Source organism: Micromonospora sp. NPDC005413, from assembly GCF_040606435.1.
Taxonomy (GTDB): Bacteria; Actinomycetota; Actinomycetes; order Mycobacteriales; family Micromonosporaceae; genus Micromonospora.
Genome location: NZ_JBEXEV010000011.1, coordinates 79176 through 104575, shown reverse-complemented (window position 1 = coordinate 104575; position 25400 = coordinate 79176). Strand labels below are relative to the sequence as shown.

The following is a 25400-nucleotide window of genomic DNA, read 5'->3' as shown; positions in this document are numbered from 1 at the left end:
CCGGGCAGGTCCAGACGCTGCCAGGAACTCGGAATGCTGTCGAAGACAGAAGCCGTCTCCTCCATGCCGATTCGGCATGCTGTCGCGCGGCGCGGGCATCCCCGGCGGCCCTGCGAATGGTCCAATAGGGCCATCATGGTGACGCATCGCTGATGGAGGAACGCGTGGACGGTGTGGAACTGCTCATCGCTGCATTGACGCTGGGTGCCACGACGGGGGTTACCGACGCGACCAGCGCCCTGGTCCGGGATGGCGCCGTCAACCTTCGGGGTCTGGTGCGGCAGAGGCTGACCGGCCGTGGCCAGGAGGCGCTGCAATCGCTGGAGGCGGACGAGACCGGTTCGGGCGTCTGGCAGGTGCGCCTCGCCGAGGACCTCATCCGCGCCGGCGTCGACCGGGACGAGCAGATCCTCAGCATCGCGCGGGACCTGTTGGCGCGGGCCGAGGCGGCCGGCGGGGGGACCGAGATCGGGCCTGTCGACCTGCGGGGGGCGCAGGGCGTCCAACTCGGCAGCAGCAACACGCAGCACAACACCTTCCACTGAGGAGGTCGGGCAGATGGGCGGCAGCGGCCAGCCGGACGACAGCCGATCGCGAGATGTCGACGCCCGCGACGCCCGGGGCGTGCAGATCGGCGACAACAACGTCCAGCACAACAGTTACGGCCCGCGGGTGCGGTCGTCGTACCTGGCGGAGGTACGCCGGATCGCCCCGGCCCGGCTGCTGAGCCGGGAGGCCGACCTCGCGCGGCTCGCGGCCTTCTGCGCGGCCGACGGGCCGGACGCCTACCTGCGGTGGGAGGCCGCCCCTCGGGCCGGAATGACGGCACTGTTGTCCTGGTTCGTGCTTCACCCGCCGCCCGGCGTGCGGGTGGTGTCGTACTTCGTCACCCCGGGCCGCACCGAACGGGAGAACCGCGATGCGTTCGTCGACGTGGTGCTGGAGCAACTCGTCGAGCTGACCGACGGGTCGATGCCGGGCCATCTGACCGGGTCGACCCGGGAGGCGCACCTGCTGGGCTGGTACACCGACGCGGCCGAGGCGTGCGCACGGCGTGGCGAGCGGCTGGTGCTGGTCGTCGACGGGCTGGATGATCGGCGGCACGCGTCCGGTGTCGCGGTGCTGTTGCCGGACCGGCTGGACGGCGGGTTGCGGGTCGTGCTCGCGACGGGCATCGGTTGGCGGATCCCCGACGACCTGCCACCGCGTCACCCGCTCCGGGAACCGGGCCGTCCCAGCGTCCTGTCACCATTCGTCAGTCCGGCGGAAGAGGCCCGACGCAGGGCCGACCAGGCCCAGTGGCACGACGAGCGCGGCCGGCGGGAGGCAGAACGGGAACGCGCCGCGGACGAACGCCGGAATGCGCAGCAGCGGGTCGACCAGTGGCGGTCCGCCGAGGCGACGCGGACCACCCGAGCGGCCCGGTTGGCGGCCGTCCGGCGGGCGCTGGTGTTCGTCGGCGGTTGGACGAGCGCCCTGGTGCTCCTCGCCTGCCTGGCGGCATCCTGGTACGACCTGCGGGTCGCGGGCATTCTGAGCGCCCAGATCGTGGTGGGCGGATTGGGGGCCACGCTCGGGCTCGTGCCGGCCGCGTTCCGGCTCGGTGCCGCGTACGATCCGGCGCCGCGGTCGCCCGCCGCCTGGTTTGCGTCACCCCGGGTCATGGCGGTCCGCGTAGGCGCCGCGCTGGCCGGCGGTTGGTTGGCCGGGGCAGGCGCGGCCGACTACCTCGACGCCCGCCATGACCGGCTGCTGGAGCGGTCCCTCGGCCTGGGTGGGGCGTTGCCCTCCTTCGGGGAGGGGGTGGCGTTCATCTTCCTGGTGCTGGTCGCGCTTGGCTGCGGGGTGGCCGGTCTGCACGTCGCCAGCACGGCCATCCGTCCGTGGCACGAACGGCACCGGGCGGGGGAGCGCATTCACCGGGCAGCCACCGATGCTGTGGCTGTCGCGGCCGAGCATGAAGCGCATGCCGCGATGGCCGCCGACGCGATGTCCGCGAAACCGGCCGTCCGGACCCAGGCGTACCAGGAGTTGTTGGCCCGGCTGGCAGGCCAGGCGCGGCGTCGACCGCCGCGGTGAGACCACCGCTGTCACAACTGGGCGACGACCACCCTGGCGGCCTGGGCGATGAGGGCGTCGTCGTGGCTGGCGTCCTTCTCGCCGCGGCTGGACAGCACAGCGAGGACGATCGGCGCGCGGTCGGGCGGCCAGATCACGGCGATGTCGTTGCGGGTGCCGTACCCTCCGGTGCCGGTCTTGTCCCCGACGACCCAGCCGGCGGGCACCCCGGCGCGGATCAGCGCCCCACCTGTGGTGTTACCCCGCAACCAGCCGCACAGAAGGTCGCGGTCCGCGGGCTCCAGGGCGTCCCCGACGGTGTACGCCCGAAGGTCGTCCGCCAGAGCCCGCGCGGTGCTGGTGTCCCGCCTGTCGCCCGGCTTTGCCTCGTTGAGTGCGGTCTCGTAGCGGGCCGCGTCGGTGACCGTGTCGCCGACCTCGCGAAGCTCCTTCTCGAAGCCCTGCGGCCCTCCAAGGTGCTTCAGCAGCAGGTTGCCAGCGGTGTTGTCGCTGTAGCGCACGGCGGCGTCAGCGAGGGCGCGCAGGCTCATGCCCTCGGCGACGTGCTTCCCGGTGATCGGTGAGTGCGTCACCAGGTCCTGCGCCGGGTACCGCACCACACGATCCAGCTCGGCGTCCGTGGTCTCGTCCAGCACCTCGGCGGCGGCCAACGCCTTCCACGTCGAGGCGTACGCGAACCGATCGTCGGCCCGGTACTCCACCCTGCGGCCAGTGCCCGTGTCGACGGCGTAGATTCCCAGCCGCGCCTCGAACGTCTCCTCCAGCCGCTGGAACTCCTGCGGTGCGGCCGGCGGCGGGGTGACCGTCGCCTCCGCGCCCCGCTTCCGCACGTCTGCCACGTCGGCCGTGCCACACGCTGTCAACGGAACCAGAATCGACGCCGCGGCCACCGCGGTCGCCAGACGTCGTACCGAAACAGCCATCGTCATTCCTCTCCGGTCGCGGGATGGTGCCCGTTTGACCTTGACACAGTGACAAGATCTTCACTGGGTCCATGAGGTGGTTCCGATGACCGTGCCGGAGAAGGACACGAACACGATGCGGGCTCTCCAGGGGCTGGAGAACAGCAGCTCGTCGGTGCGGCTGCGCGTGGCGCTGGCGGTCGGCACGACCCCTGACCCACGGTTCGTCGACAAGCTCATCGAGCGATGCGCGATCGAGCCCGAGTTCTACGTCCGCGAAATGCTCACCTGGGCACTCACCCGCCACCCATCCTCGATGACAGTGGAAAAGCTCATCGACGAACTGCGCTCGGAACGTACGCAGGCACGAAGCCAGGCGTTGCACACGCTGTCCAAGATCGGGGATCGGCGAGCGTGGCCGGCGATAACACGGGCGCTGCTGACCGACGCCGACGACGAGGTGGCGCGGAGCGCCTGGCGAGCGGCGGTCGTCCTCGTGCCCGACGGTGCAGAGCCCGAGCTGGCCGGCGTGTTGTCGACCCAGCTCGGACGCGGCAAGCGGGAGACGCAGTTGAGCCTCAGCCGGGCGCTGATCGCGCTCGGTGAGCTGATCATGCCGACCCTGCGGGCCGCGACGACAAACCTCGACCCTCTGGTGCGCGCGCACGCCATCGCCACGGAACGGCTGTTGCGCGACCCGGATGCCGGTTTCGAGTTCGCGATCGAGGAGGCGAAACGCGTCGTAGCCCTCGGCAGGACCAACGAGGAGGGGTGATCGGCCGTGTTGATCGGTGATGTGGCACGACGGTCCGGGGTGAGCGCCCGCATGCTCCGGCATTACGAGTCGCTCGGCCTGGTGCGGCCAACTGGTCGTACCGGCGCTGGCTATCGCGAGTACTCCCATGAGGACATGCGGCTGATCTTCCACATCGAGAGCCTGCGGTCACTGGGGCTGTCGCTGCGTGACGTCCGACGCGCGCTCGATGAACCCGGCTTCACACCCTCGGAGCTCGTCGATGACCTCATCCGCCAGACCAGAAAGCGCATCGCTGCCGAGACGGAGTTGCTCACTCGACTCCGTCGGGTCGGTGGCGCGGAACCCGCCGGCTGGGACGATGTCCTCCAGATCGTCGCACTCCTCCAGGCATTGAGGTCCGAGAGCGCGGGGAGGCGCCAGCGCGCGGCCCTGTCCTCGGTCGACGAGGTTCCGGTGCCAGTGGAGGCACTGGTCGAGGCGGCGCTGAGCGAGACGGACCCGAACGTCGCCGGAGCCCTTCGATGGGCTCTGGCGCAATCGGGCGACGGCGGGCTGGCGCTGCTGGCGGAGGGTCTCGGCTCACCAGAAGCCGAGGTGCGGAAGCGTGCCGTTCAGTCCATCGCCGAGATCCCGAGCGCGGGCGCGACCGCACTGCTGAGGGACGCCCTCGCGACCTCCGACATCGTGGTCCGCAGGTACGCGGCCCTGGCGCTGGGGGCACGGGGAGTGGCCGAGGCGGTTCCGACGCTCGTCGACATGGTCATCGAGGAGACGAATGACGTCGAAGCGGCCGACGCGTTGAGCGCGGTGGCGAGTGATCCCGCGTTGGCGGATCAGATCGCGACCAGGCTCGTCGACCGCCTCGCCCACGGGACCGCTGACTCGTCCGCACGTCGGCGGCTGACGCAGGCGCTCGCGGATATCCCGGGGAGCACCGCCACCCGTGCTCTCATCGATCTGTCCCAGGATGGAGACCCTGTCGTCGCGCGCACGGCGGCATACATTCTCACGTTACGCGACCCGCAGCCGGACCCGGCGACCGCTGCCCCCCGACAACCCGGCCTTTGAGAGGGCCGGCAAGGACATCACCGCCGCGTGCGAGGCGGCCGGAGTCAGCGTGATCCTCTGACCCTCGTGGCTCAACTGACGCCGGCCGGCGTGGCGCACCCGGCCATGCTGGCCGGGTGGGTGGGGTCTTGGTGCCTTTGGAGCTGATGTCGTAGACGATTCAGCTGCGCTGGCTGGCTTTCCGGTCCGAGAAGCGCGCCGTCCTCGCCCGGCCGGTGATGTCGCAAACGATTCAGCTCCAAAGGCAGCGGGCGGTACATCGCCCACCCGCCCAGCCAGCCGGCCAGCGCGGAGCGACTGGCGACGCTGGCCGGCCTCAGCCACTGATCAGCTCGACCGAGATGTGCGCGGACAGCGCCCGGAGGAAGTCGGGCGCGTCGAACATCGCGCCGGCGGATGCGACGCCGCTGGTCCTCGCCTGACCGGCGAGAATGCGACGGACCGCTTCGACGGCCAGGGGCGCGCTGATGGCGTAGATGTCCTGGCCGCTGGCAACGACGCGTCGCTGCGTGTCGCCGCGACGCACGATGACGTCGACCGTGAACGTCTGCGCCGACCGGCCCAGGTCGTCGACCGCGACCGGTGCGTCGGCAGCCGCCAGGTCCGTGGCGGCGTCGACGGTCATGTACGTGCGTACCTCGGGAATGGCCAGGTGGCTGGGGACGGTGACGACGTCGGCCATCGTGAACTCGCCGAGGACCCGCCGCCGGCCCAGCGGAGCGGGAAAGTCCCACTCCAGGCTCGGCAGGTCGCCCTCGCCGACGTAGTACTCCAGCCGGCCACCGGTGTAGCGGACCCGCTGGCCGTCGCGGCGCTCACGGGAGACCGTGCCGGCGGCGACCGTCCCGGCCGTCGGGTGCCAGCTGCTCAGTCCGTACGCGATGTGCGCCTCGTCGGCCGACGTCCAGCCGCCCATCGCCGTCGTGACCAGCAGGTCGCCCAGCCCACCGAAGAAGGCCATCGCCGGGACCACCGCGACGCCTGCGGCCTCGGCACGGTCGGTGACGTACGTGAACGTGTCGAGGTTGGCCTCGATCTCGGCCGCCACGTCCACGTACGGGATCTCGGCGCGCAGGGCGGCCTCGATCACCGGGGCGGTGGTCGAGGCGAACGGGCCGGCGCAGTTGATGACGGCGTCCGCGCCCTTCACGGCCTGGTCGAGCGAGGTCGGATCGTCGACCGACGCCACCCGGTATTCGAGCCCCGACGTCGCCAACGCCTGGAGCTTGCTCTCGTCGCGGCCGAGGAGCAGCGGCATGAACCCGCGCTCGCGCAACTCCGTCACCACGAACCGTCCGGTGTGTCCGTACGCGCCGAACACCGCAATGCTCTGAGCCATCTGTGGTTCCCCCTCGCAGATCAACTACAAAGAGCCTCGCAGCGGCGGCCAGCTCCGACCAGTGTCGGGAACGCCATGACCCGTACAGTTTCGGACATGACCACTGTCGCGCTCGCCGCCACCGACGGGATGCTGCACTTCGAGCTGGCCCTGGCCTGCGAGGTCTTCGCCCGCGACCCCTCCGGTCAGGCGGACCCGTGGTACGACCTCGCGGTCTGCGGCCCGAGCCCGGTCCGGATCGGCCGATTCCTGATGGAGCCCGACGACGGGTTGGACCGCCTCGCCCGCGCCGACACCGTGATCATTCCCGCGGTGGAGGACATCGACGCGGACGTACCCCCTGATTTGCTCGACGCCGTCCGCGCGGCCCACGCGGCCGGCGCCCGCATGGTCTCGCTGTGCACCGGCGCGTTCGTGCTGGCCGCCGCCGGGGTGCTCGACGGGCTGCGTGCGACCACGCACTGGGCCCACACCGACGCGCTGGCCGCCCGTTATCCCCGGGTGCGGGTCGACCCGGACGTCCTCTACGTCGACAACGGCACCGTGCTCGCCTCCGCCGGCAAAGCCGCCGCGATCGACCTGTGCCTGCACCTGATCCGCCGCGACCACGGCTCGACGGTCGCCAACGCCGTCGCCCGCCGATTGGTCGTGCCGCCGCATCGGGCCGGCGGCCAGGCCCAGTTCGTCACCACCCCGGTGCCGGCCCGCGACGACCACCCGCTCGCCAACCTGTTCCCCTGGACGATGGAACGGCTGGACCGACCGCTGACCGTCGAGGACCTGGCCCGCCAGGCCAACATGAGCTCACGCAACCTGGCCCGCCACTTCAAGTCGGCCACCGGCACTACCCCGCTGCAGTGGCTGTCGACGCAGCGGATCCGCCGGGCCCAGGAGCTGTTGGAGAACACCGACGACAGCATCGACGTCATCGCCGAAGCGGCCGGCCTGGGGACCGCAACGACGCTGCGCCGACACTTCCACCGCACCGTCGGCGTACCTCCGGACGCGTACCGTCGCACCTTCCGCAGCGGTGGCCCCCCAGCAGAGTCGTGATCGGCATCCGACCGGCTAGGGCTGGTCGGGGCGGTGGCGGGCGAAGGCGTCGACCTTGCCCCAGCGACCAGGGATGTCCAGGAGCGCGATCCGTCCGAAGGCGGACGGCACCGCGGGGTCCACGGCCAGGTGGTCCTCGTGCGGATTGATGCCGAGCAGGGTGCGGATGAGTAGCATGGACGCCCCGCTGGACCACGCCTGCGGGCTGCCGGCGGTCGGGTACCGGACCGGGTACCGGGTGGTGTTGCGGTCGAACCCACCGAACGCCTCGGGTAGGCGACCCTGGAAGTAGGTGGCGGCGGAGAGGATGCTCTCGGCGATCCGGCCCGCCTCACTGGTGAACCCGTAACGGCGCAGACCCCACGCGATGAACGAATTGTCGAACGGCCAGACCGTGCCGTTGTGGTAGCCGAGTGGGTTGTAGCGGCGCTGCCCCTCGGCGAAGGTGCGCACCCCCCACCCGGAGAAGAGCGCCGGACCCATCAGGTGCTCCACGACCCGCCCGGCCCGCTCGGCCGGCACGATGCCGCTCCACAGTAGATGGCCGATATTGGAGGACAAACTGTCGACGGGAGTGCCGTCATGGTCGAGCGCGAGGGCGTAGAAGCCCCGGTCCTCCAGCCAGAAGTCGCGGTTGAACCGGTCGTACAACGCCGCCGCCTCGTGCTCCAGTCGGTCGGCGAAGTCGGGGTCACCCCAGACGGTACGAGCCAGCCGCGCTCCTCGGATCTTGGCGTCGTAGGCGTACCCCTGGGTTTCGCACGTGGCCCTCGGGAAGCCCGGCAGTCGTCCGTCGGCGTAGGAGATGCTGTCCCAGGAGTCCTTCCAGCACTGGTTGTCCAGGCCGGTGGCGCGGTTGCGTCTCTCGTACCAGATGTAGCCGGTGGAGGTCAGATCCGCGTACAGGTCGATCCACGCCAGGGCCGAACGAGCCTCCTGCTCCAACTCGATCACCAGCGCCGTGTCGCCGCTCCACCGCTCGTACTCGTCGAGCAGCACCACGAACAGTGGCGAGGCGTCCACGGTGCCGTAGTAGGGGGAATGGGGTTGTTCCTCAAACGCGGCCGACTCCCCGTAGCGCAACTCGTGCAGGATCCGGCCGGGGTCCTCTTCCAGCACATCGTCGGTCCGGGCGCCCTGAAGCGAGGCGAGGATCCGCAGCGTCGGTGGCGTCAGCGACGGTGTGACGGGCAGGGTCTGCAGGCAGGTCAGCAGGCTGTCCCGGCCGAACAGGGTCATGAACCAGGGCAGCCCGGCCGCGGGCACGGTCGCGCCGCCGAGCGAGAGCGGGGCGAACCGCAGCGCCGCGAGGTCCACCAGGCTGCGGCTGTACACCTCTTGGAGGGCGGGGCTGTCGGTGTCCAGTGTCGGGGCCGCCGCGATCCATGCCCGCACGCTCTCCGGCAGGGTGGAATCGTCCGGCCGCTGCGCGCGAAGAGCGGAGCGCAGGTCGACGCCGTCCGGGCGCAACGCCCGCATGGCAGCCTGCAACCGCGTCGACCACTGCTCCCCGGGCCGTAGTCGAACCGCGAACCGAAGGCCGTTCGGGTCGAAGTCGGCCGGCTTGCTCGCCGACAGGACAACCTCACGGTGGTAGGTGGCGCGCCGGTAGCCCAGGCGCAACTCGTCCGAGCCGACCTCGGTGTAGTGACTGCCGGTCTTGTCAGCGATGTCGAACTTGATCTCGAAGATGTCGGCGAAGTCGGCCGCTACCTCCAGCCGTACGTCGAGATCCATGTCGTGGTCACCGTAATTGAAGATCGTCAGCGACTCGGTGAGGTCCGCGCCGATGCGCCTCCGCCGGATGGCTGACACGTCAGCCTCCACGTAGTCGACGGCTCCGCCCGGCACCACGAAGAACGCGACCTCGTAGTACTGGCTGTCGTCCACCGACAGCGCGGTCATGCGTTCGCCGTTGATGGTGAGCACCCAGCGGGACAGGAAACGCGAGTCGGCGGCGAACAGCCCGACCGGAGTGGAGGGGGACGACTCCACGTCCCCGCTGGCATCCGACACCATGAACGTGTTCCCATCGATACACGACACGGTGTCCGTGATGTCCCTCATCGGTCACTCACCGCCATTCGAGCTGTTCTGCGCCTGCAACTCGGGTACGCGCGGGAACAGCCGCCCGAGTCGCAGCGCCAGGGCGAGGTCACCGTCGACCAAGATGTCGCCCCGGGTGATCGCCGCCAGACCGTTCACCTCACCGCGCGCCATCGCCTCCGCGACCTGCGCGGACACCCTGATGACAGTCGTGGCGGGACCAGCGCTCCTCGTCACCTCCATGTGGCCATGATCGATCTTCAGGAGCCACTGCTCCAGGTGGTCCCCGTCCTGGATGTCGAATCGCACGCTTCCACGCACCTTGCTGAAGCGTGGATCCTGGCAAGCGACGGCCAACCGATCGAAGAAAGCACTGGTCGCCGTCATCCGACCTCCGCAGACGCTGGTAGGAACGCAGGTCGGCTACCCGCTGCACCCGGCCGCTAACTCCGTGGCGCTTCCGCGCTGGCCGCTGCCCAACCTCGCCTGTTGGCCAGCGATATGTGACTGTCGACGCGGCAGGCGTACCAATCAGAATGTCCGCCATGGCGAAAGAGCACGTGCTGGCGAAGGTAGAGGCCGACCTGCGGCGTGGGCACATTCACCCCGCGATGCAGCGTCTCGCGAGCCTGAACGCCGCGTACCCCGACGATCTGGAACTGCGTGCCCGGCGTGCCGCGCTGTACCGGCAGGTGGGCAACGTGGCCGAGGCCGGGCGGTGGGGGTTCCTCAGCGAGGAGGCCGGCGCGGAGGAGATCGCCGCGTTCGAGAGGTGCCGTCCGGGTGCCCGGCAGCGCTTGCTCGTGCTGAAGGTGGCCACCGACCCCACCGACAGGCTCGGGCCGGTGGCCGGGGCGAGGCTCGGTCAGCTCGTCGATCGGGCCCGGCAGGAAGACCCCTCCCTGGTCGACTGGACCAACGTCGGATCCCGGCCCGCAGAGCCCAGCTCGTGGCGAGACGAACTGGGCTGCTGTCTGGTCACAGCGGTGATCGGCGCGATCCTGGTAACTCTGATCGTTCTCGGTCTGATCACCGTGATCCGGTGGGCACTGTAGGCCGCCGGGAACATTCTGGGCCGAAACGGGCGCCGCAGCCGGCCGTACGGCATAGCGTCACGGTGGCGGAACCACCGCCGCGCCGCCGGAGCGCCGGTGGTAGCGCCGAGCGGAAGGGGCCGGACGTGGACCGTGTCGACGGGGTACGCCTGCCGGAACTGGACGGGTCGGAGCCGAGTAAGGCCCTGCCGCGTGCGTTGGGCTGGCTGAGCCTCGCGCTCGGCGCCGGCGCGCTGGCCGAGCCCGGCCCGCTGTCCCGGCTCACCGGGGTCGACGACTCCCCGGCGGCGATGGCGGTCATCAGGAGCGTCGGTGCGCGGGAAGTGGCGCACGCCGCCGCCCTGATCGCCGGCCGTCACCCCGGCGGCTGGGTGTGGACCCGGGTGGCCGGCGACGCCATGGACCTGACGCTGCTCGGCCGGGCGCTGACGGATCGGCACGGCGAGCGGCGCCGGCGGCTCGCGCTGGCCACTGCCGTGATCGCCGGCATCACCGCCGTGGACCTGGCCGTCGCGATCGCATCGACCCGTGCCCGTCGGACCCGGAACCGCATGATCCGGATCAGTCTCGGGGTCACCGTCAACCGGTCGCCGGCCGAGGCGTACCGGTTCTGGCGGGACATGGAGAACCTGCCCCGGTTCATGGCGCACCTGGAGTCCGTACGCGCCGACGACCTGCGCCGCTCGCACTGGATCGCCCGCGGCCCGGCCGGCCGGCGCATCGAGTGGGATGCGGAGATCGTCGACGACAAGCCGAACCAGTCCGTCGCCTGGCGATCGATGCCCGGTGCCCAGGTGCCCAACGCCGGTCGCGTCCGTTTCCTGCCCGCGCCGGGCGACCGGGGCACCGAGGTACGCGTGCAACTCGGCTACGCGCCGCCGGCCGGTGCGCTCGGTCGGGCGGTGGCGAAGCTCTTCGGCGAGGAACCCGAGCAGCAGGTCCGTGACGACCTGCGCCGGTTCAAGCAGGTGCTGGAGACCGGCGAGGTGGTCCGCTCCGAGGGCAGCCCGAACGGCATCTCCGTACGCCAGCAGGCCATGCAGCGCCCCGCCCAGCCGCTGCCGGCATCCCGCCGCTGACCGCCCACGCTCCGAAAGGGATCGACGATGAAGGCCACCGCCTGGATGGGCACCGACAGCGTCAAGGTGATCGACGTACCCGACCCGAAGATCATGAACTCCCGGGACGCGATCGTGAAGATCAGCACCACCGGAATCTGCGGCTCCGACCTGCACCTCTACCACGGCTACATCCCCGCGATGCGCAAGGGCGACATCCTCGGCCACGAGTTCATGGGCGAGGTCGTCGAGGTGGGCCCGCAGGTCCGTAACCTCAAACCCGGCGACCGCGTCGTGGTGCCCTTCCCGATCGCCTGCGGGCACTGCTCGTCCTGCCAGCGCGGCCTCTACTCGGTCTGCGAGAACTCCAACCCCAACGCCGGCATCGCCGAGAAGATCATGGGGCACTCGCCGGCCGGCATCTTCGGCTACTCCCACCTGCTCGGCGGCTACGCCGGCGGTCAGGCCGAGTATGCCCGGGTGCCGTTCGCCGACGTCGGCCCGATCAAGGTGCCCGACGAGATCCCCGACGACCAGGCGGTCATGCTCGCCGACGTGCTCCCGACCGGCTACATGGGCGCCGAGATGTGCGACATCAAACCCGGGCAGGTGATCGCGATCTGGGGAGCCGGGCCGGTCGGGCTGCTCGCCGCGGCCAGCGCCCGGCTGCTCGGCGCGGAACGGGTGATCGTCATCGACCGGTTCCCGTACCGGCTGCGGCTGGCCGAGGAGCACACCGGCGCCGAGACGATCAACTACGAAGAGGCCGACGTGCTGGACACGCTCAACGAGATGACCGCAGGCCGCGGTCCCGACGCGTGCATCGACGCGGTTGGCCTGGAGGGCCACCACGGCAACACCGCCATGTACGCGTACGACCGGGCCAAGCAGGCCACGCGGACCGAGACGGAACGGCCGTTCGCCCTGCGCCAGGCGATCCTCGCCTGCCGCTCCGGAGGGGTGGTCTCGGTCATCGGCGCGTACGGCGGCTTCGTCGACAAGTTCCCCATGGGCGCGTTCATGAACCGGTCGTTGGTCATGCGGACCGGTCAGTGCCACGTCCAGCGCTACATCCGGCCGCTGCTGGAGCGGATCCAGCGCGGCGAGATCGACCCGAGCTTCATCGTCAGTCACCGGATGCCGCTGCGCGACGCCGCGAAGGGCTACAAGATCTTCCAGAAGAAGCAGGACGACTGTACGAAGGTGCTGCTCAAGGTCTGACCGGGCGCACCGTCCAGCATTCGGTCGACACCTCTCACCTGTCGGGATGTCGGCGTTGATCGACTCCATATCGGCGACATGGGGGTATCCGGCGGATGGGATACCGCCACGTCGGCGATCTCGTGTGGATCTCGGCGGGGCGGTGGCATTGCACTCGTGCTGGTTTTCGGCAGGGGAGCGGTGCCGGTTTGACGTGGTGGATGCGTCGTCTGCGGGCTTGGTGGGCGTTGGAGAGGGCCGGCTCCCCGCTTGGGGGAGTGGTGCGGGCCAGCGAGTTTCGGGCCGGCCGGTGGCGCGAGGGCTACCTCCGCAGCCGGTTGCGCGACGACCCGTCGCCCTGGGACCGGCGGGGGGAGTGAAGCCTGCTCAGGGGATTGGCCACTCGTGCACCGGCCGGTTGCTGTGCATCAGGTCCACGTAGTGGCGGACCACCTCGCGCAACGCCTCCGGCCGGTCCAGGTGGTCGGCGGACTCCAGCCGATGCAGCGTCTCCACCTGCCAGCTCGCGCCGTTGCGGCTGGTCAGGCAGCGCTGCTCGATGATGCCGAGCAGCCGGTCGCGTTCGCCCGGGTCGAGCCCCCACCGGTCCAGGCCGTGATGCGCCAGCGGCAGCAGTCGGCGCAGCACCAGCTCGGTGACCGGCAGATAGCCGAGGCCCGGCCAGAAGACCTGCGCGTCGATGCCGTGCCGCGCGCAGCTGGTGAAGTTCTCCTCGGCGGCGCTGAATGACATCTGTGACCACAGCGGCCGGTCCGATTCGGCGAGGGCGCGGACCAGTCCGAAGTAGAAGGCACCGTTGGCGACGGTGTCCAGCACGGTAGGGCCGGCGGGCAGCACCCGGTTTTCCACCCGCAGGTGCGGCCGGCCGCGCGACACGTCGTACACCGGGCGGTTCCACCGGTAGACGGTGCCGTTGTGCAGGCGTAGCTCGGCGAGTTTGGGCACCTCTCCGGCTGCGAGGGCCTGCGTCGGGTCCTCCGGATCACAGACCGGCAGCAGCGCCGGGAAGTAGCGCACGTTCTCCTCGAACAGGTCGAACACGTTGGTGATCCAGCGTTCGCCGAACCAGACTCTGGGGCGTACCCCTTGGGCTTTGATCTCTTCCGATCGGGTGTCGGTGGCCTGCTGGAACAGCGGGATGCGGGTCTCGCGCCACAGCTCCCGGCCGAAGAACAGCGGCGAGTTCGCGCCGACCGCTACCTGGACGCCGGCGACGGCCTGGGCGGCGTTCCAGTAGTCGGCGAACTGCGCCGGGCTGACCTGCAGGTGGAACTGGGTGCTGGTGCAGGCGGCCTCCGGGGTGATCGTGTCGGCGGTGACCGCCAACCGTTCCACGCCGCTGATGGCGATCGGCAGGTCCTCACCACGGGCCGCGAAGATCTGCTCGTTGAGCAGCTTGTAACGGGGGTTGGCCGAGAGCGTCTCGGCGGTCAGGTGCTCGGGGCGCAGCGTCGGCAGAATCCCGATCATGACCATGTGCGCGCCGATCGCCCGGGCCTTCACCTCGGCGGCGTTGAGGCTGGCGCGCACGTACTCCTCGAAGTCGGCGGTGCCGGTGCCGGTCAGCCGGCGCGGCGGCACGTTGATCTCGACGTTGAACTGGCCCAACTCGGTCTGGAAGCTCGGGTCGGAGATGGCCGCCAACACGTCGGCGTTGCGCATCGCCGGATTCGACGCCTCGTCGACCAGGTTCAGCTCGATCTCCAGGCCGGTCAGCGGCCGGTCGACGTCGAAACGGGACTCCCGCAGCATCTCGGCGAAGACATCCAGGCAGCGACGGACCTTGTCGCGATAGCGGGCCCGATCCTCTCGACTGAAGGTTCGTACGCCGACGTCCTCGCCCATGGTCACCACCCTGTCACCGCTGGTCCCCCTAACCTCGCACGTGATCGGCAGGCGGGGAAGACCCGATAGCCCTTTCCTACCCACTCAGCCCGCCCCGATAGCATTGCGGCCCGAGAGGTGGTGGCGTGCGGATGCGCGAGAAGGTGACCCGACTGTTCGTCGCGGCGGCGATCGCCGAGGCCTGCTCCTGGCTGGCCCTGCTGGTCGGCATGCTGGTCAAGTACGGTCCGCCGGGCAACGAGCTGGGTGTCAAGATCTTCGGCCCGATCCACGGCGGCCTGTTCGTCGCGTACGGCCTGCTGGTGCTCGCGGTGGCCCGCCTGCACCGATGGAGCCTGCCGGCCACCGTCGTGGCGCTGGCCTGTGCCGTGCCGCCGTTCGCCACCCTGGCCTTTGAGCGCTGGGCCCGCCGCCGGGGGATGCTCGACACCGCCGCCCGGCCGACGACCCGCGAGCCCGCCCCGGTCGGCTGACCGCCGACCGGCCCGGTCGGCTGAGTCGCCGACGGGCCCGCGAGCCTGTCCCGGTCGGCTGAGCCGCCGACCGGTCAGCTCACGTCAGCGCGGAGCAGGCCACGACGCCGGCGAGCAGCAGCGCGCCCACCATGGCCTGCAACAGCAGTGGCGGCCCGAGATGCGACCAGAGCGTCGCGGTACGCGGGGTGAGCAGCTGCCCGGTGGTGAGGTTGACGATCCGCTCGATCCGGGGCGGCAACTCCGGGTCGCGTTGCGGGCGCAGGGTGAGCTGTACCTGGTCCGCCGGGTGCAGGGCGCTCTGCGGCAGGTGACCGTGCAGCTCCACCTCGCAGAGCTGCCCGGCGGTGTTGCGCAGTCGCACGGGCGTGACCAGGTACTCCGGGCCCTGCTTCAGCTGCTTCCAGCGTCGGCGGGTGCCGCCCCCGCCGAAGGAGAAGAGCGAGCGCAGCAGCAGGGCGGGTAGCCGGGCGATCGCCGCTGCGGCGAGCACCGCCACCAGCACCGGCTGACCGATGCGTACCTCGCGGGTGTAGCCGTCCAACAGGCGGATCAGCCGCCCCGTGACGATCCGTTCCGTCGGGTGCACGATCCGTCGGATTTCGAGTCCGCTGTCCATTCCCACCACCGAGAGTCCGCATGTGTTCACAGATCGTATCGACGTCCTCGGTTGAACGACGTGAATGAAACCTGGTCACGGGCTCACGCCTGCGAGGTGACATCCCGGGCGACCCGGGTAAGCGGGGGGCCGAGCTGGAAAGGGGTCGAGCATGCAGCTGTCCTTCCTGCGCCCGCTCTATGACCGTCCCGGGCCGTGGTGCTCGGTGTATCTGGACGCCTCCGCGGACACGGAGGATGCCCATGCCGCGCTGGACCTGCGCTGGCGAGCCTTGCAGCGTCGGCTCACCGAACAGGGAGCGGACGAGGCGAGCGTCGCCGCGCTGGACCGGGTGATCCGTGGGCACGACCCGATGGTCGGGGACTACGGCCTGGCGGTCTTCGCCAGTCACGGCCGGGTGGTGCTCTCCGAGTACCTGTCCGCGCCACCACTGAGCGACCTGGCCAGTTATGCGCCGTTGCCACACGTGATGCCGCTGCTCGCCCAGCGGGGCGAACAGGTGGCCTGGGTGCGGGTGCTGGCCGACCGTACCGGCGCGGACGCGATCGCGATCAGTGCCGGCGGGGTTCCCCGGAAGGCGCACGTCGTCGGCGGGTCGACCTTTCCGGTGCGCCGGGTGCAGCCCGGCGGCTGGTCCCAGGACATCTACCAGAAGGCCGCCATGGAGGCATGGCACCACAACGCCGGTGACGTCACCGCGGCGACCGTGGAGCTGGCCGAGAAGGTCGGCGCGGAGGTGGTGGTGGTCGCCGGCGACGTGCGGGCCACCGGGATGATCGCCGCCCAGATGCCCGAACGCTGGCAGGACGTCATGGTGCGTACCGACGCGGGCTCGCGGGCCGCCGGCGCCGACCAGACGCTGCTGGACGATCTCACCGTGCAGACCATCGCGGAGGTCGCCGACCAGCGGATCGCCGCCGCGTTGGACAGGTTCGGCGTGCAGGAGGACGTGGGCGGTGGTCTCGACGCGGTCGTCTCCGCCCTGCAACGCAACCAGGTGGACACGATGATCATCGTGGACGATCCGTCCGCCAACGGTGAGCTGTGGATCGGCCCGGAGCCCACCGCGATCGCCGTCGACCCGGGGCAGCTGGCCGCGATGTCGGTGGCCGACCCGCAGCGGGTCCGCGCCGACGCGGCACTGGTCCGGGCACTGGTCGGCACCGACGCGGCGCTGACCGTGCTGGGCCCGGATGAGGCACCCGAACTCGCCGACGGCGTCGGCGCGGTGCTGCGCTACGTCGACCCCGGCACACCGGGGCGCGGCAATGGCTGAGCAGCGCGTGGCCGACCTCGTGGTGCAGCGCCTCCTGGCCTGGCGGGTGCCCCGCGCCTTCGGCTACCCGGGCGAGGCGATCGCCCCGCTGGTCGAGGCGTTGGACCGCACCGGCGGCGAGCCGGCGTTCATCCCGGCCCGGCACGAGGAGACCGCTTCGTTCATGGCCACCGGGCACGCCAAGTACACCGGCGGCATCGGCGTCTGCCTGGCCACCCAGGGGCCCAGCGCCGTCCAGCTGCTCAACGGCCTCTACGACGCCAAGCTGGACAGCAAGCCGGTGGTGGCGATCGTCGGGGAGGACATCTCCGGACCGCTGGGCGGCGCGCACCAGGAGATCGGGCTGAGCCGGCTCTTCGGCGACGTGTGCAACCAGTTCGTCCAGTACGGCCGCAGCCCCGAGGGCGTGGCGGCGCTGCTGGACCAGGCGTTCCGTACGGCGGCGGCGACCCGAAGCCCGACCTGTGTCGTGCTGCCCCGGCAGTTGCAGGAGGCCGTGGTGCCCGACCTGCAGACGCACCTCGCCGGGGTGATCTCGGCGAGCCCGGGTGAGCCGCTGGCCCGCGTGCTGCCCCACGACGTGGACCTCGACGCCGCCGCCCAACTGCTCAGCGCCGGTCAGCGCACCGCGATCCTGGTGGGCCAGGGCGGTCGGGACGCTGCCGCCGAGATCATCGAGATGGCCGACCGGCTCGGCGCGGGGGTGGCCACCTCACTGCTGGGCAAGCCGGTGCTCGACGAGCGGCTGCCGTTCCACACCGGGGTGCTCGGCGAGGTTGGCACAACGGCCGCGGCCGAGCTGATGGGCGGCTGCGACACGTTGCTCATGGTCGGCACCAACGACCCGTGGACCGACTACTTCCCGATGCCCGAGCAGGCCCGCACCGTGCAGATCGACATCGACGGCCGGCGGATCGGCACCCGCTACCCGGCCGACGTGCCGCTGGTCGGTGACGCCGCCGAGACGCTGCGGGCGCTGCTGACCCGGGTGAGCGGTCGGCCCGAGCAGCGGTGGCGCGCCACCGTGGAGAGCTCGGTCGACCGGTGGCGGGAGGTTGCCGCCGACCGGGCCGCCGCGCCCGCCGACCCGGTCAACCCACAGCTCGTACTCCAGGAGCTGTCCGCCCGGATGCCGGGCACCGGCGCGGTCGCGGTCGACGTCGGCTCGGTCCTCTACTGGTACGCCCGGCACCTCGTTCTGCCACCCGGGGTGAACGCGCAGCTGTGCGGCACCCTCGGCTCGATGGGCTGCGCTCTGCCGTACGCGGTGGCGGCCAAGCTCGCCGCCCCCGACCAACCGGTGATCGCGTTGGTCGGTGACGGAGCGATGCAGCTCAACGGGCTCGCCGAGTTGATCACCGTGTCGCACCACTGGCAGAAGTGGCGTGACCCTCGCCTGGTGGTGCTGGTGCTTAACAACCGGGACCAGAACGGCATGGGTAGCGGGCGGGAGCCGTCGACCGACCCGACCCACCGCCGACCCGACGTGCCGTACGCCGGCTGGGCCCGGCTGCTCGGGCTGCACGGCGTGCGGGTGGACCGCCCCGAGCTGGTCGGCGCGGCCTGGGACGAGGCGTTGGCCGCGGACCGTCCCTGCGTACTGGAGGCCGTTGTCGACGCCGCGGTGTCGCTGGCGCCGCCGGAGCCGGCGTTCGCCGACCTGCGGGGCCTGTACGCCGACGGTGCCCCCGCACGGAGGGTCCGGGAGCAGGTGGAGGCCACCGTGAACGCCGAAGACGTCGTTTAGCCGCCCTCGGCCAGGGCATCAGTAGCGGCCCGACGACGCTGGAGGTCCCATGTCCGAGCCCGCTGACCGCCGCTACGGTCCCGCGACCCTTCCGCGGCCGCGCGGCCCGCTCTCCGCAGCGGTGGTCGAGGCTCTGCGGCGCCCGCCGCACGACCTGCCGACCGGTCTCGGCGCCGACCTCGACCCGGCGGACCCGATCACCGACGAGGACCTCCAGCTGACCCTGTTCCTCTGCTACGAGCTGCACTACCGGGGCTGGCACGGGGTGGACGAGTCGTGGGAGTGGCAGCCGACGCTGCTCGCGCTGCGAGCCCACGCCGAACGGTCCTTCGAGGCGGCGTTGCGCCGGCTGGTCGGCTCGCCACCGGTGCCCGCCGCCGGGGTGGCCGCCGGCCTGACCGAGCTGGTCGCGGCCGACAACGGACCGCCGCTGGCCGCGACGTTGCAGCGGCGCGCCAACCTCAGCCAGTTCCGCGAGTTCGTCACCCACCGCTCCGTGTATCACCTGCGCGAGGCGGACCCGCACAGCTGGGCGCTGCCCCGCCTCGGTGGCCCGGCCAAGGCCGCGCTCGTGGAGATCCAGACCGATGAGTACGGCAACGGTCGGCTGGACCGGATGCACGCCGAGCTGTTCCGGTGCACCCTCGACAGGCTGGGCCTGGACACCACGTACGCCGCCCACCTGGACGCGGTGCCCGCGGTGACGCTGGCGACCAACAACCTGATGTCGCTGTTCGGGCTGCATCGACGGCTGCGTGGCGCGCTGCTCGGGCACCTGGCCGCGTTCGAGATGACCTCATCGCTGCCGAACCGTCGCTACGGCAACGGGCTGCGCCGGCTCGGCTTCGACGAGGTGGCGACCCGCTTCTACGACGAGCACGTGGAGGCCGACGCGGTGCACGAGCAGATCGCCGCCCACGACATGTGCGGCGGCCTGGTCCGCGTCGAACCGGCGCTCGCCTCCGACGTGCTGTTCGGCGCTGCGGCCGGGCTCGCGGTGGACCGGCTGTTCGCCGCGCACCTGCTGGACAGGTGGGCCGCCGGTCGCAGTTCGCTGCGGTCACCCGCGCCGTCGGCCGCCCTGTCGCCTGCCCCGCCCACCGTGCCGCCGACCGTCTCGCTCACCGCGCGGGCGTCCGCAGTCGTGGCGTCGCGGGCGTCCGCCGCTGGGGCGTCGCCGGTCGAGCCTGCCGTCGCCTGACGGATCAGCCCTCCGCGGCCATGATCGACTCCAGTTCGGGGATGTGGGGCTATCCCGCTGGCCGGATACCGCCACATCGCTGATCTGGAGTCGATCACCACCGGCGAACGGCCAGGCGGCTGCTGCCGACGGTCAGCCCTCGCGGGCGGTGCCGGCACGGAAGTTGACCGCCTTGTGGGTGCCGTCGCAGAACGGCTTGAGCGCCGACTTGCCGCACCGGCACAGCGCCACCGTGCCCCGGCGCGCGTCGATGCGCTCCCCACCGGGGGTGACCAGGGCGAAGTCGCCGCGAACCAACAACGGTCCGTCCTCGTACGGGGTGATCGTGGCGGCGGCGGGCTCGCTGGTGTCGTCGGTGCGCATGGGCCCGGAAGTGCCCGCCCTGGCCCCGGCGAAACCCGAGGCTCCATCCCGGGCCGATCGCCCTCGGCCGACCCGCTCCCGCCGCCCGCGGCGCATCGTCGCCGAACGCCGGTGATGACCGGCGCACCCCGCTGACCAGTGGAATGTGCCGCCGGGTGGGTGATGTTCCGTTTGAACCCCATCGGGACGGGAAGCCGGGCCGCGTGGTGAGCGAACGAGGCAAGGTGGGGCCGGTGCACAAGGTGCACAAGGGGCTCGTGGCCGATGGCGCCGGTCTGGCCGGCGACCGGGTCGTGGCCGCGGGCAGCGCCGCCCGGGTGCTGGTCGCCGCCACCGCCCGGGCACTGCGGGGGGTGGACTGCGCCGACCTCGGGCACACCGGGCCGACGTCGCGGTTCCCAGGCGCTCCGGAGCCGGTACGCCGCGCCGCGATCACCCGCGCCGCCGGTCGGGTCGCGCTCACCGTGGCCCAGGTGGACGAGGTGGACGCCGCACGGGTGGCCCGCTGGTTCGTCGACCAGTACCCCCGTCAGCGCTACCCCGGCGTGCTGATCGGCTCGCCGCACGGTGCGGCGGCGCACCTCGCGGTCGCGCTCGGTGTGCCGTGGCTGCCGGCCGGCTTCGAGATGACCCTGCACTGGTCCGACGGCGCGGTGGACCGCCCGGCGGACGCCCTGGAGCACGGCGCGGCACTCGCCACCCGGCTGCTCGCCGGCAACGCCGACCTGCACCTGCGCCAGGTGCACTGCCCGGCCAGCCGTGGCGCGCTGACCGGGGCGACCGTGTCGCTGGCCGCCTCGTGGAGGGCCCTACCGGCCGCGTACGCGCAGTTCCTGGCCGACCGGCTGGTCCCGGGTGCACCGGTGCTGCTGGTCCCCGACGCGCGCACCTGGCCGGTCCTGGAGCGCGGGCCGGGGTACAGCTTCCAGGTCGGCTCCCCGGCCAGCGGACTGGACCCGGTCGACTTCCACCCCGACAGCCACGCGCTGCGGCAGGTGCTGCGCTCCGTCGGCGGCGAGGCGACACGGTGGCAGCTGCCGGAGGTGTCCGTGCCGTCGGGTTACGCCGAGCACAGCGTCGACCCGGGCTTCGAGCTGGCCGCGCGCGACTGGTCCACACGGCACGAACACCCACTCCACCGGGTGCTGGTGCCTCGGCCGGCGGCGCTGAGCGCGGGCGTTGCCGACCTCTACCGACGGTGGCTGCGCAGCGCCGGAAAGACCGGTGACCGGTTGGTGGTGGAGTGCGGCCGGCTGCTCGACCCGTGGCAGGTGGTGCGGGCGGGGCTGGTGCCGTACTGGTGTGAGAACGCCACCAGGCGCAGCGTCGACGAGGCCGAGTGGTGGCTGGCCGGCAGCGAGGCGTTCAGCTCGGTGGACGTGCTGCCCGAGCCGCCCGGGGTGCGCTCGCCCGCCCTGGCGGGTCTGCCGCAGTGGCTGGCGGTGGCCGGGTTCGGGCGGCGGCGCCGGGCGTTGGACCGCACCACCGCCCGGGGCTACCCGGTCACCTCCGTGCCCACCCGCCGGGCCACCGAGGTCCTGCGTGCCCAGCCGTACGACCTGCCCGCGCCGCCCCCGCTGGGGGCCGCCGAGGCGTTGGCCGTGCTCCGCGACAGCGGCGGCCACCAGGGGTTGCTGGTCTCCTGAGGCGGAGCACGCCGAAACTTCCTCGCGAACCCGGGGTCCCGTGATTGAGTACCTACGGAGCGGGAACATCGCTGGCTGCGACGGCCTGATTGCGCTGCGCAGAGGCGGTGTCGTCCGCTGGCATCCCAGTCACTGACCCACTTTTCCGGCCCGGTGCGTGGCTCGACCACGCGCACGACCGGTTTCCCGATCCGGGCGGGGGACCTTCCTGAGGGAGGCGCGGATGTTCGGACAGACGAGCACGACCACGACCACACCACCACCCACCGATCGGGGTCTGGAGGATCTCGACGCGGCGGCACTGGCGTACGCGGCCCGGATCGCGGGGCTGCCGCCGGAGCGGCGGGGGGAGGCCCGGGACGACCTGGTGCGCTTCGCGCTGCCGTTCGCCGGGCGACTGGCCCGCCGGTACCGGGGACGCGGGGAACCGCTGGAGGACCTGGAGCAGGTGGCCCGGTTGGGGCTGGTCAACGCCGTCGACCGGTATGACCCGGAACGGGGCTCGTTCACCGCGTACGCCGCGATCACCATCGTGGGGGAGATCAAACGGCACTTCCGGGACCGCACCTGGGGCGTCCACGTGCCCCGCCGGTTGCGTGACCTGATCCTTGAGGTGGGGCAGGCCACCGCCGCGCTGACCAGCGAGTTGTCCCGGGCGCCGTCGGTGGCCGAGTTGTCGGCCCGGCTGGAGACGCCGCAGGAGGAGATCCTCGCCGCACTGGAGTCGGCGGCCGGCTACAGCCCGGCCTCACTCAACGCCCCGGTGGGTGGCGAGAGCTCCGCGGAGTTCGGTGACCTGGTCGGCGAGTCGGACAACGCGCTGGAATCCGTCGACGACCGGGTCACGGTGAGCGGTCTGCTGCACCGATTGCCCTGGCGTGAGCGGCGAATCCTGGCGATGCGCTTCTACGGCAACCAGACCCAGGCGGAGATCGCCGCCCGGTTCGGCATCTCGCAGATGCACGTGTCCCGGCTGCTGTCGCGGGCGCTCACCTGGCTGCGTCAGGCGATGCTCGCCGACGCGCCGCCGCCGTGGCAGAACGGTGCCGCCGAACCCGACCCGGGCAAGACCCGGATCTCGGTGAAGCAGAACGGCGACCGGGTGGTGGTCGAGGTCGGCGGCGAGGTCGACCGCGACGGCGCGGACCAGCTGCGCCGGGCCATGCTGGAGGCGGTCACCGGCCAGCCCAGCGAGGTGGTCGTCGACCTGGTCGGCGCCGGTGGGTTCGACGCCGGTGGGATCGCCGCGCTGATGGCCGGTCGGGACGCGGCGGAGCGGACCGGGGTGCCGCTGCGGCTGACCCGGGTGCAGCCCGCGGTGCGCCGCTCGCTCACCGCCGCAGGCCTGGCACCCGCCCGGGACTGAACCGCCTGCCCGGGACTGAACCGCCTGCCCGGGACTGAACCGCCTGCCCGGGACTGAGCCGCCTGCCCGGGACTGAGCCGCCAGGCCGGGACTGAGCCGCCTGCCCGGGACTGATCCACCCGCCCAGGACTGAACCGCCAGGCCGGGACTGAGCCGCCAGGCCGGGCAGCACGCTCGCGGTTACCGACACGATGAGGGCCGACACCCACCGGGTGTCGGCCCTCTCGGCGTACGCCGGTCAGCGTTCCTCGGGGTTGTCGTCGCTGTGCGGGTGGCGCCAACGTTCGTGCGGCTTCGGCGCGTCATTGGCGTCCTGGGGTGCGTCGCTCTGCTCGAAGCTCGGCCGACGCACGCCCTCGGGATCCGGCACCTCCACCGGCCGGGCGCCGGACTGCGGCGCCGGCTGGTACTCGGTGGCCTCGCGGGCGCCGTGCGCGCCCTCGGCGGCCGGCGACTCCGGTGCGTGGTGCTCGACGCGTAGCTCCTCGGAGAACTGCTGCGGTGGCTTCGTGGTGCGCTGCGGCAGGTCCCGGCCCAGGTCGGCGACGAGCGGGCCGTACTTCAGGTCGAAGGCCGGGCGTTCGGAGCGGATCCGGGGCATGCGGTCGAAGTTGCGCAGCGGCGGTGGGCAGGTGGTGGCCCACTCCAGCGAGTTGCCGAAGCCCCACGGGTCGTCCACTGTGACCATCGCCCCGTACCGCCAGGACTTCCAGGCGTTGTAGATGAAGAACAGGGTGGACGCGCCGAGGATGAACGAGAAGATCGTGGAGATGGTGTTGAGCGTGGTGAAGCCGTCGGTGGGCAGGTAGTCGGCGTACCGGCGGGGCATGCCCTTGGTGCCGAGCCAGTGGTGCACCAGGAAGGTGCCGTGGAAACCGATGAACATGGTCCAGAAGTGCGCCTTGCCCAGCCGCTCGTCGAGCAGCCGCCCGGTCATCTTCGGCCACCAGAAGTAGTAGCCGGCGAAGAGGGCGAAGACCACGGTGCCGAAGACCACGTAGTGGAAGTGCGCCACGACGAAGTAGGTGTCGTGGGTGTGCCAGTCCGCCGGCGGGCTGGCCAGCAGCACCCCGGTGAGCCCGCCGAGCAGGAAGGTGACCAGGAACCCGATGGAGAACAGCATCGGCGTCTCGAAGGTGAGCTGACCCTTCCACATGGTGCCGATCCAGTTGAAGAACTTCACACCGGTGGGGACCGCGATCAGGTAGCTGACGATGCTGAAGAACGGCAGCAGCACCTGGCCGGTGGCGAACATGTGGTGTGCCCAGACCGTCATGGACAGCACGGTGATCGCGATGGTGGCCAGCACCATCCCGGTGTAGCCGAAGAGCGGCTTGCGGGAGAAGACCGGGATGATCTCGGTGACGATGCCGAAGAACGGCAGCGCGATGATGTAGACCTCGGGATGGCCGAAGAACCAGAACAGGTGCTGCCAGAGCATCGGGCCGCCGGTGGCCGCGTCGTAGACGTGCGCGTTGAGCAGCCGGTCGGCCGACAGTGCCAGCAGCGCGGCGGCCAGGAGCGGGAACACCAGGATCACCAGCACGCTGGTGAACAGCATGTTCCAGGTGAAGATCGGCATCCGGAACATGGTCATTCCGGGAGCGCGCAGGGTCAGGATCGTGGTGATCAGGTTGACCGCGCCGAGGATGGTGCCCAGCCCGGAGACGACCAGGCCGACCACCCACATGTTGGCGCCCACACCAGGGCTGTTCGAGGCGCTGCTGAGCGGGCTGTACGCGGTCCAGCCGAAGTCTGCCGACCCCTCCGGGGTGAGGAACCCGCCGACCACCATGAGCCCGCCGAACAGGTACAGCCAGTACGCCAGCGCGTTGAGCCGGGGAAACGACACGTCGGGGGCGCCGATCTGGATCGGCACGATGAAGTTGCCGAACCCGAAGGCCGCCGGCGTCGCGAACAGCAGCAGCATCACCGCGCCGTGCGAGGTGAAGAGCTGGTTGTACTGCTCGGGGGAGAGGATCTGCATCCCCGGACGCGCCAGTTCGGCGCGCATCAGCATCGCCTCCAGCCCGGCCAACACGAAGAAGCCGAAGGAGGTCAGCAGATACAGCAGGCCGATCTGCTTGTGGTCGGTGGTGGCCAGGAACTTGATCAGGGAGCTGCCGGGGGTCGGCGTCCGCAGTGGCCCGGGGAAGCCCCCGAAGCGGGCCGGTGCCAGGATCGCTGGGCCCCGATCACGACCGGGTTCCGTGGTTACCCGCTTCGGCATGGCTGCTCACCCCGTCGTGACGGCAGAAAGGACGGGCGTGCCTACCCGACCCTCTC

The 25400-nt window shown here is 71.2% G+C and carries 22 protein-coding genes; 14 read left to right on the top strand and 8 right to left on the bottom strand.

The features are described 5' to 3' along the window. The first annotated feature begins 152 nt into the window (after positions 1 to 152). Together ABZS37_RS15175 and ABZS37_RS15170 are read left to right on the top strand one after the other, a co-directional pair. On the top strand, positions 153 to 545 hold the full coding sequence (locus tag ABZS37_RS15175; protein ID WP_355169230.1) for a hypothetical protein: 393 nt from the start codon (positions 153 to 155) through the stop codon (positions 543 to 545). Positions 546 to 558: 13 nt separating this feature from the next. Further along, entirely contained in the window at positions 559 to 2079 is a 1521-nt protein-coding gene (locus ABZS37_RS15170) for a hypothetical protein (protein ID WP_355169228.1), read from the top strand. Positions 2080 to 2090: 11 nt separating this feature from the next. Here ABZS37_RS15170 and bla read toward each other — a convergent pair whose 3' ends face one another. Continuing rightward, positions 2091 to 3002, bottom strand: a complete 912-nt coding sequence (bla, locus tag ABZS37_RS15165; RefSeq protein ID WP_355169226.1) for a class A beta-lactamase — start codon at positions 3000 to 3002, stop codon at positions 2091 to 2093. A gap of 85 nt (positions 3003 to 3087) precedes the next feature. On the opposite strand from bla, the gene ABZS37_RS15160 reads away from it, so the two are divergent. After that, a complete protein-coding gene (locus tag ABZS37_RS15160) occupies positions 3088 to 3756 on the top strand; it encodes a HEAT repeat domain-containing protein (protein ID WP_355169224.1) in 669 nt (222 codons plus the stop codon). Positions 3757 to 3762: 6 nt separating this feature from the next. Further along, complete coding sequence (locus ABZS37_RS15155) at positions 3763 to 4806, top strand: HEAT repeat domain-containing protein (protein ID WP_355169222.1); 1044 nt, start codon at positions 3763 to 3765, stop codon at positions 4804 to 4806. A gap of 316 nt (positions 4807 to 5122) precedes the next feature. On the opposite strand, the gene ABZS37_RS15150 is transcribed toward ABZS37_RS15155, so the two are convergent. Continuing rightward, entirely contained in the window at positions 5123 to 6145 is a 1023-nt protein-coding gene (locus ABZS37_RS15150) for a saccharopine dehydrogenase NADP-binding domain-containing protein (RefSeq protein ID WP_355169220.1), read from the bottom strand. 96 nt (positions 6146 to 6241) lie between these two features. Here ABZS37_RS15150 and ABZS37_RS15145 point away from each other — a divergent pair, with 96 nt between their 5' ends. Then, positions 6242 to 7198 carry a helix-turn-helix domain-containing protein gene (locus tag ABZS37_RS15145; protein ID WP_355169218.1) on the top strand — a complete coding sequence of 319 codons (957 nt, stop codon included), beginning with the start codon at positions 6242 to 6244 and terminating at the stop codon, positions 7196 to 7198. Positions 7199 to 7213: 15 nt separating this feature from the next. Here the strand turns inward: ABZS37_RS15145 and ABZS37_RS15140 are convergent, their stop codons facing one another. Then, positions 7214 to 9265 carry a glycogen debranching N-terminal domain-containing protein gene (locus tag ABZS37_RS15140; protein ID WP_355169216.1) on the bottom strand — a complete coding sequence of 684 codons (2052 nt, stop codon included), beginning with the start codon at positions 9263 to 9265 and terminating at the stop codon, positions 7214 to 7216. A 3-nt stretch (positions 9266 to 9268) separates the two neighbouring features. Further along, entirely contained in the window at positions 9269 to 9631 is a 363-nt protein-coding gene (locus ABZS37_RS15135) for an SCP2 sterol-binding domain-containing protein (protein ID WP_355169214.1), read from the bottom strand. Positions 9632 to 9789: 158 nt separating this feature from the next. On the opposite strand from ABZS37_RS15135, the gene ABZS37_RS15130 reads away from it, so the two are divergent. The 3 genes from ABZS37_RS15130 to ABZS37_RS15120 all read left to right on the top strand — a co-directional run bounded on the left by ABZS37_RS15130 (position 9790) and on the right by ABZS37_RS15120 (position 12578). Continuing rightward, positions 9790 to 10299: a DUF6584 family protein gene (locus ABZS37_RS15130; protein WP_355169212.1), complete on the top strand. Its 510-nt coding sequence runs from the start codon at positions 9790 to 9792 to the stop codon at positions 10297 to 10299. A gap of 125 nt (positions 10300 to 10424) precedes the next feature. After that, positions 10425 to 11378 carry an SRPBCC family protein gene (locus ABZS37_RS15125; RefSeq protein ID WP_355169210.1) on the top strand — a complete coding sequence of 318 codons (954 nt, stop codon included), beginning with the start codon at positions 10425 to 10427 and terminating at the stop codon, positions 11376 to 11378. Positions 11379 to 11405: 27 nt separating this feature from the next. Beyond that, positions 11406 to 12578: a zinc-dependent alcohol dehydrogenase gene (locus ABZS37_RS15120; protein WP_355169208.1), complete on the top strand. Its 1173-nt coding sequence runs from the start codon at positions 11406 to 11408 to the stop codon at positions 12576 to 12578. A gap of 366 nt (positions 12579 to 12944) precedes the next feature. On the opposite strand, the gene ABZS37_RS15115 is transcribed toward ABZS37_RS15120, so the two are convergent. Next, positions 12945 to 14423, bottom strand: a complete 1479-nt coding sequence (locus ABZS37_RS15115; RefSeq protein WP_355169206.1) for a glutamate--cysteine ligase — start codon at positions 14421 to 14423, stop codon at positions 12945 to 12947. Between the two features lie 131 nt (positions 14424 to 14554). Between ABZS37_RS15115 and ABZS37_RS15110 the strand changes: the two genes are divergently transcribed. After that, a complete protein-coding gene (locus ABZS37_RS15110; protein ID WP_355169372.1) occupies positions 14555 to 14896 on the top strand; it encodes a DUF3817 domain-containing protein in 342 nt (113 codons plus the stop codon). 79 nt (positions 14897 to 14975) lie between these two features. On the opposite strand, the gene ABZS37_RS15105 is transcribed toward ABZS37_RS15110, so the two are convergent. Next, positions 14976 to 15524 carry a hypothetical protein gene (locus tag ABZS37_RS15105; protein ID WP_355169204.1) on the bottom strand — a complete coding sequence of 183 codons (549 nt, stop codon included), beginning with the start codon at positions 15522 to 15524 and terminating at the stop codon, positions 14976 to 14978. 142 nt (positions 15525 to 15666) lie between these two features. Between ABZS37_RS15105 and ABZS37_RS15100 the strand changes: the two genes are divergently transcribed. Genes ABZS37_RS15100 through ABZS37_RS15090 form a run of 3 tightly spaced genes read left to right on the top strand, consistent with a single transcriptional unit; the run spans position 15667 to position 19739 of the window. Next, positions 15667 to 16791 carry a Vms1/Ankzf1 family peptidyl-tRNA hydrolase gene (locus ABZS37_RS15100; RefSeq protein WP_355169202.1) on the top strand — a complete coding sequence of 375 codons (1125 nt, stop codon included), beginning with the start codon at positions 15667 to 15669 and terminating at the stop codon, positions 16789 to 16791. Next, the gene (locus ABZS37_RS15095) at positions 16784 to 18538 is read left to right on the top strand and encodes a thiamine pyrophosphate-binding protein (RefSeq protein WP_355169200.1); all 1755 of its coding nucleotides are present in this window, start codon (positions 16784 to 16786) and stop codon (positions 18536 to 18538) included. Before ABZS37_RS15100 ends, ABZS37_RS15095 begins: the two co-directional genes overlap by 8 nt. A gap of 49 nt (positions 18539 to 18587) precedes the next feature. Further along, entirely contained in the window at positions 18588 to 19739 is a 1152-nt protein-coding gene (locus ABZS37_RS15090) for an iron-containing redox enzyme family protein (protein ID WP_355169198.1), read from the top strand. A 132-nt stretch (positions 19740 to 19871) separates the two neighbouring features. On the opposite strand, the gene ABZS37_RS15085 is transcribed toward ABZS37_RS15090, so the two are convergent. Further along, positions 19872 to 20102, bottom strand: a complete 231-nt coding sequence (locus ABZS37_RS15085) for a CDGSH iron-sulfur domain-containing protein (RefSeq protein WP_355169196.1) — start codon at positions 20100 to 20102, stop codon at positions 19872 to 19874. A 203-nt stretch (positions 20103 to 20305) separates the two neighbouring features. Here ABZS37_RS15085 and ABZS37_RS15080 point away from each other — a divergent pair, with 203 nt between their 5' ends. Both ABZS37_RS15080 and ABZS37_RS15075 read left to right on the top strand, forming a co-directional pair. Further along, entirely contained in the window at positions 20306 to 21748 is a 1443-nt protein-coding gene (locus ABZS37_RS15080) for a hypothetical protein (RefSeq protein ID WP_355169194.1), read from the top strand. Between the two features lie 223 nt (positions 21749 to 21971). Continuing rightward, on the top strand, positions 21972 to 23114 hold the full coding sequence (locus tag ABZS37_RS15075) for a SigB/SigF/SigG family RNA polymerase sigma factor (protein ID WP_355169192.1): 1143 nt from the start codon (positions 21972 to 21974) through the stop codon (positions 23112 to 23114). Between the two features lie 238 nt (positions 23115 to 23352). Here ABZS37_RS15075 and ctaD read toward each other — a convergent pair whose 3' ends face one another. Continuing rightward, positions 23353 to 25344, bottom strand: coding sequence for a cytochrome c oxidase subunit I (gene ctaD / locus ABZS37_RS15070; protein ID WP_355169190.1), 1992 nt, complete (start codon positions 25342 to 25344; stop codon positions 23353 to 23355). Positions 25345 to 25400: the final 56 nt, after the last annotated feature.

What these genes read in the sequence shown, in the direction of transcription:
- ABZS37_RS15095 (WP_355169200.1), top strand. Translation starts at nt 16,784, where the DNA reads ATGGCTGAGCAGCGCGTGGCCGACCTCGTGGTGCAGCGCCTCCTGGCC.
- ABZS37_RS15130 (WP_355169212.1), top strand. Translation starts at nt 9,790, where the DNA reads ATGGCGAAAGAGCACGTGCTGGCGAAGGTAGAGGCCGACCTGCGGCGT.
- ABZS37_RS15140 (WP_355169216.1), bottom strand. Translation starts at nt 9,265, where the DNA reads ATGAGGGACATCACGGACACCGTGTCGTGTATCGATGGGAACACGTTC.
- ABZS37_RS15100 (WP_355169202.1), top strand. Translation starts at nt 15,667, where the DNA reads ATGCAGCTGTCCTTCCTGCGCCCGCTCTATGACCGTCCCGGGCCGTGG.
- ABZS37_RS15075 (WP_355169192.1), top strand. Translation starts at nt 21,972, where the DNA reads ATGTTCGGACAGACGAGCACGACCACGACCACACCACCACCCACCGAT.
- ABZS37_RS15175 (WP_355169230.1), top strand. Translation starts at nt 153, where the DNA reads ATGGAGGAACGCGTGGACGGTGTGGAACTGCTCATCGCTGCATTGACG.
- ABZS37_RS15110 (WP_355169372.1), top strand. Translation starts at nt 14,555, where the DNA reads ATGCGCGAGAAGGTGACCCGACTGTTCGTCGCGGCGGCGATCGCCGAG.
- ABZS37_RS15115 (WP_355169206.1), bottom strand. Translation starts at nt 14,423, where the DNA reads ATGGGCGAGGACGTCGGCGTACGAACCTTCAGTCGAGAGGATCGGGCC.
- ABZS37_RS15145 (WP_355169218.1), top strand. Translation starts at nt 6,242, where the DNA reads ATGACCACTGTCGCGCTCGCCGCCACCGACGGGATGCTGCACTTCGAG.
- bla (WP_355169226.1), bottom strand. Translation starts at nt 3,002, where the DNA reads ATGGCTGTTTCGGTACGACGTCTGGCGACCGCGGTGGCCGCGGCGTCG.
- ctaD (WP_355169190.1), bottom strand. Translation starts at nt 25,344, where the DNA reads ATGCCGAAGCGGGTAACCACGGAACCCGGTCGTGATCGGGGCCCAGCG.
- ABZS37_RS15135 (WP_355169214.1), bottom strand. Translation starts at nt 9,631, where the DNA reads ATGACGGCGACCAGTGCTTTCTTCGATCGGTTGGCCGTCGCTTGCCAG.
- ABZS37_RS15170 (WP_355169228.1), top strand. Translation starts at nt 559, where the DNA reads ATGGGCGGCAGCGGCCAGCCGGACGACAGCCGATCGCGAGATGTCGAC.
- ABZS37_RS15090 (WP_355169198.1), top strand. Translation starts at nt 18,588, where the DNA reads ATGTCCGAGCCCGCTGACCGCCGCTACGGTCCCGCGACCCTTCCGCGG.
- ABZS37_RS15160 (WP_355169224.1), top strand. Translation starts at nt 3,088, where the DNA reads ATGACCGTGCCGGAGAAGGACACGAACACGATGCGGGCTCTCCAGGGG.
- ABZS37_RS15085 (WP_355169196.1), bottom strand. Translation starts at nt 20,102, where the DNA reads ATGCGCACCGACGACACCAGCGAGCCCGCCGCCGCCACGATCACCCCG.
- ABZS37_RS15120 (WP_355169208.1), top strand. Translation starts at nt 11,406, where the DNA reads ATGAAGGCCACCGCCTGGATGGGCACCGACAGCGTCAAGGTGATCGAC.
- ABZS37_RS15150 (WP_355169220.1), bottom strand. Translation starts at nt 6,145, where the DNA reads ATGGCTCAGAGCATTGCGGTGTTCGGCGCGTACGGACACACCGGACGG.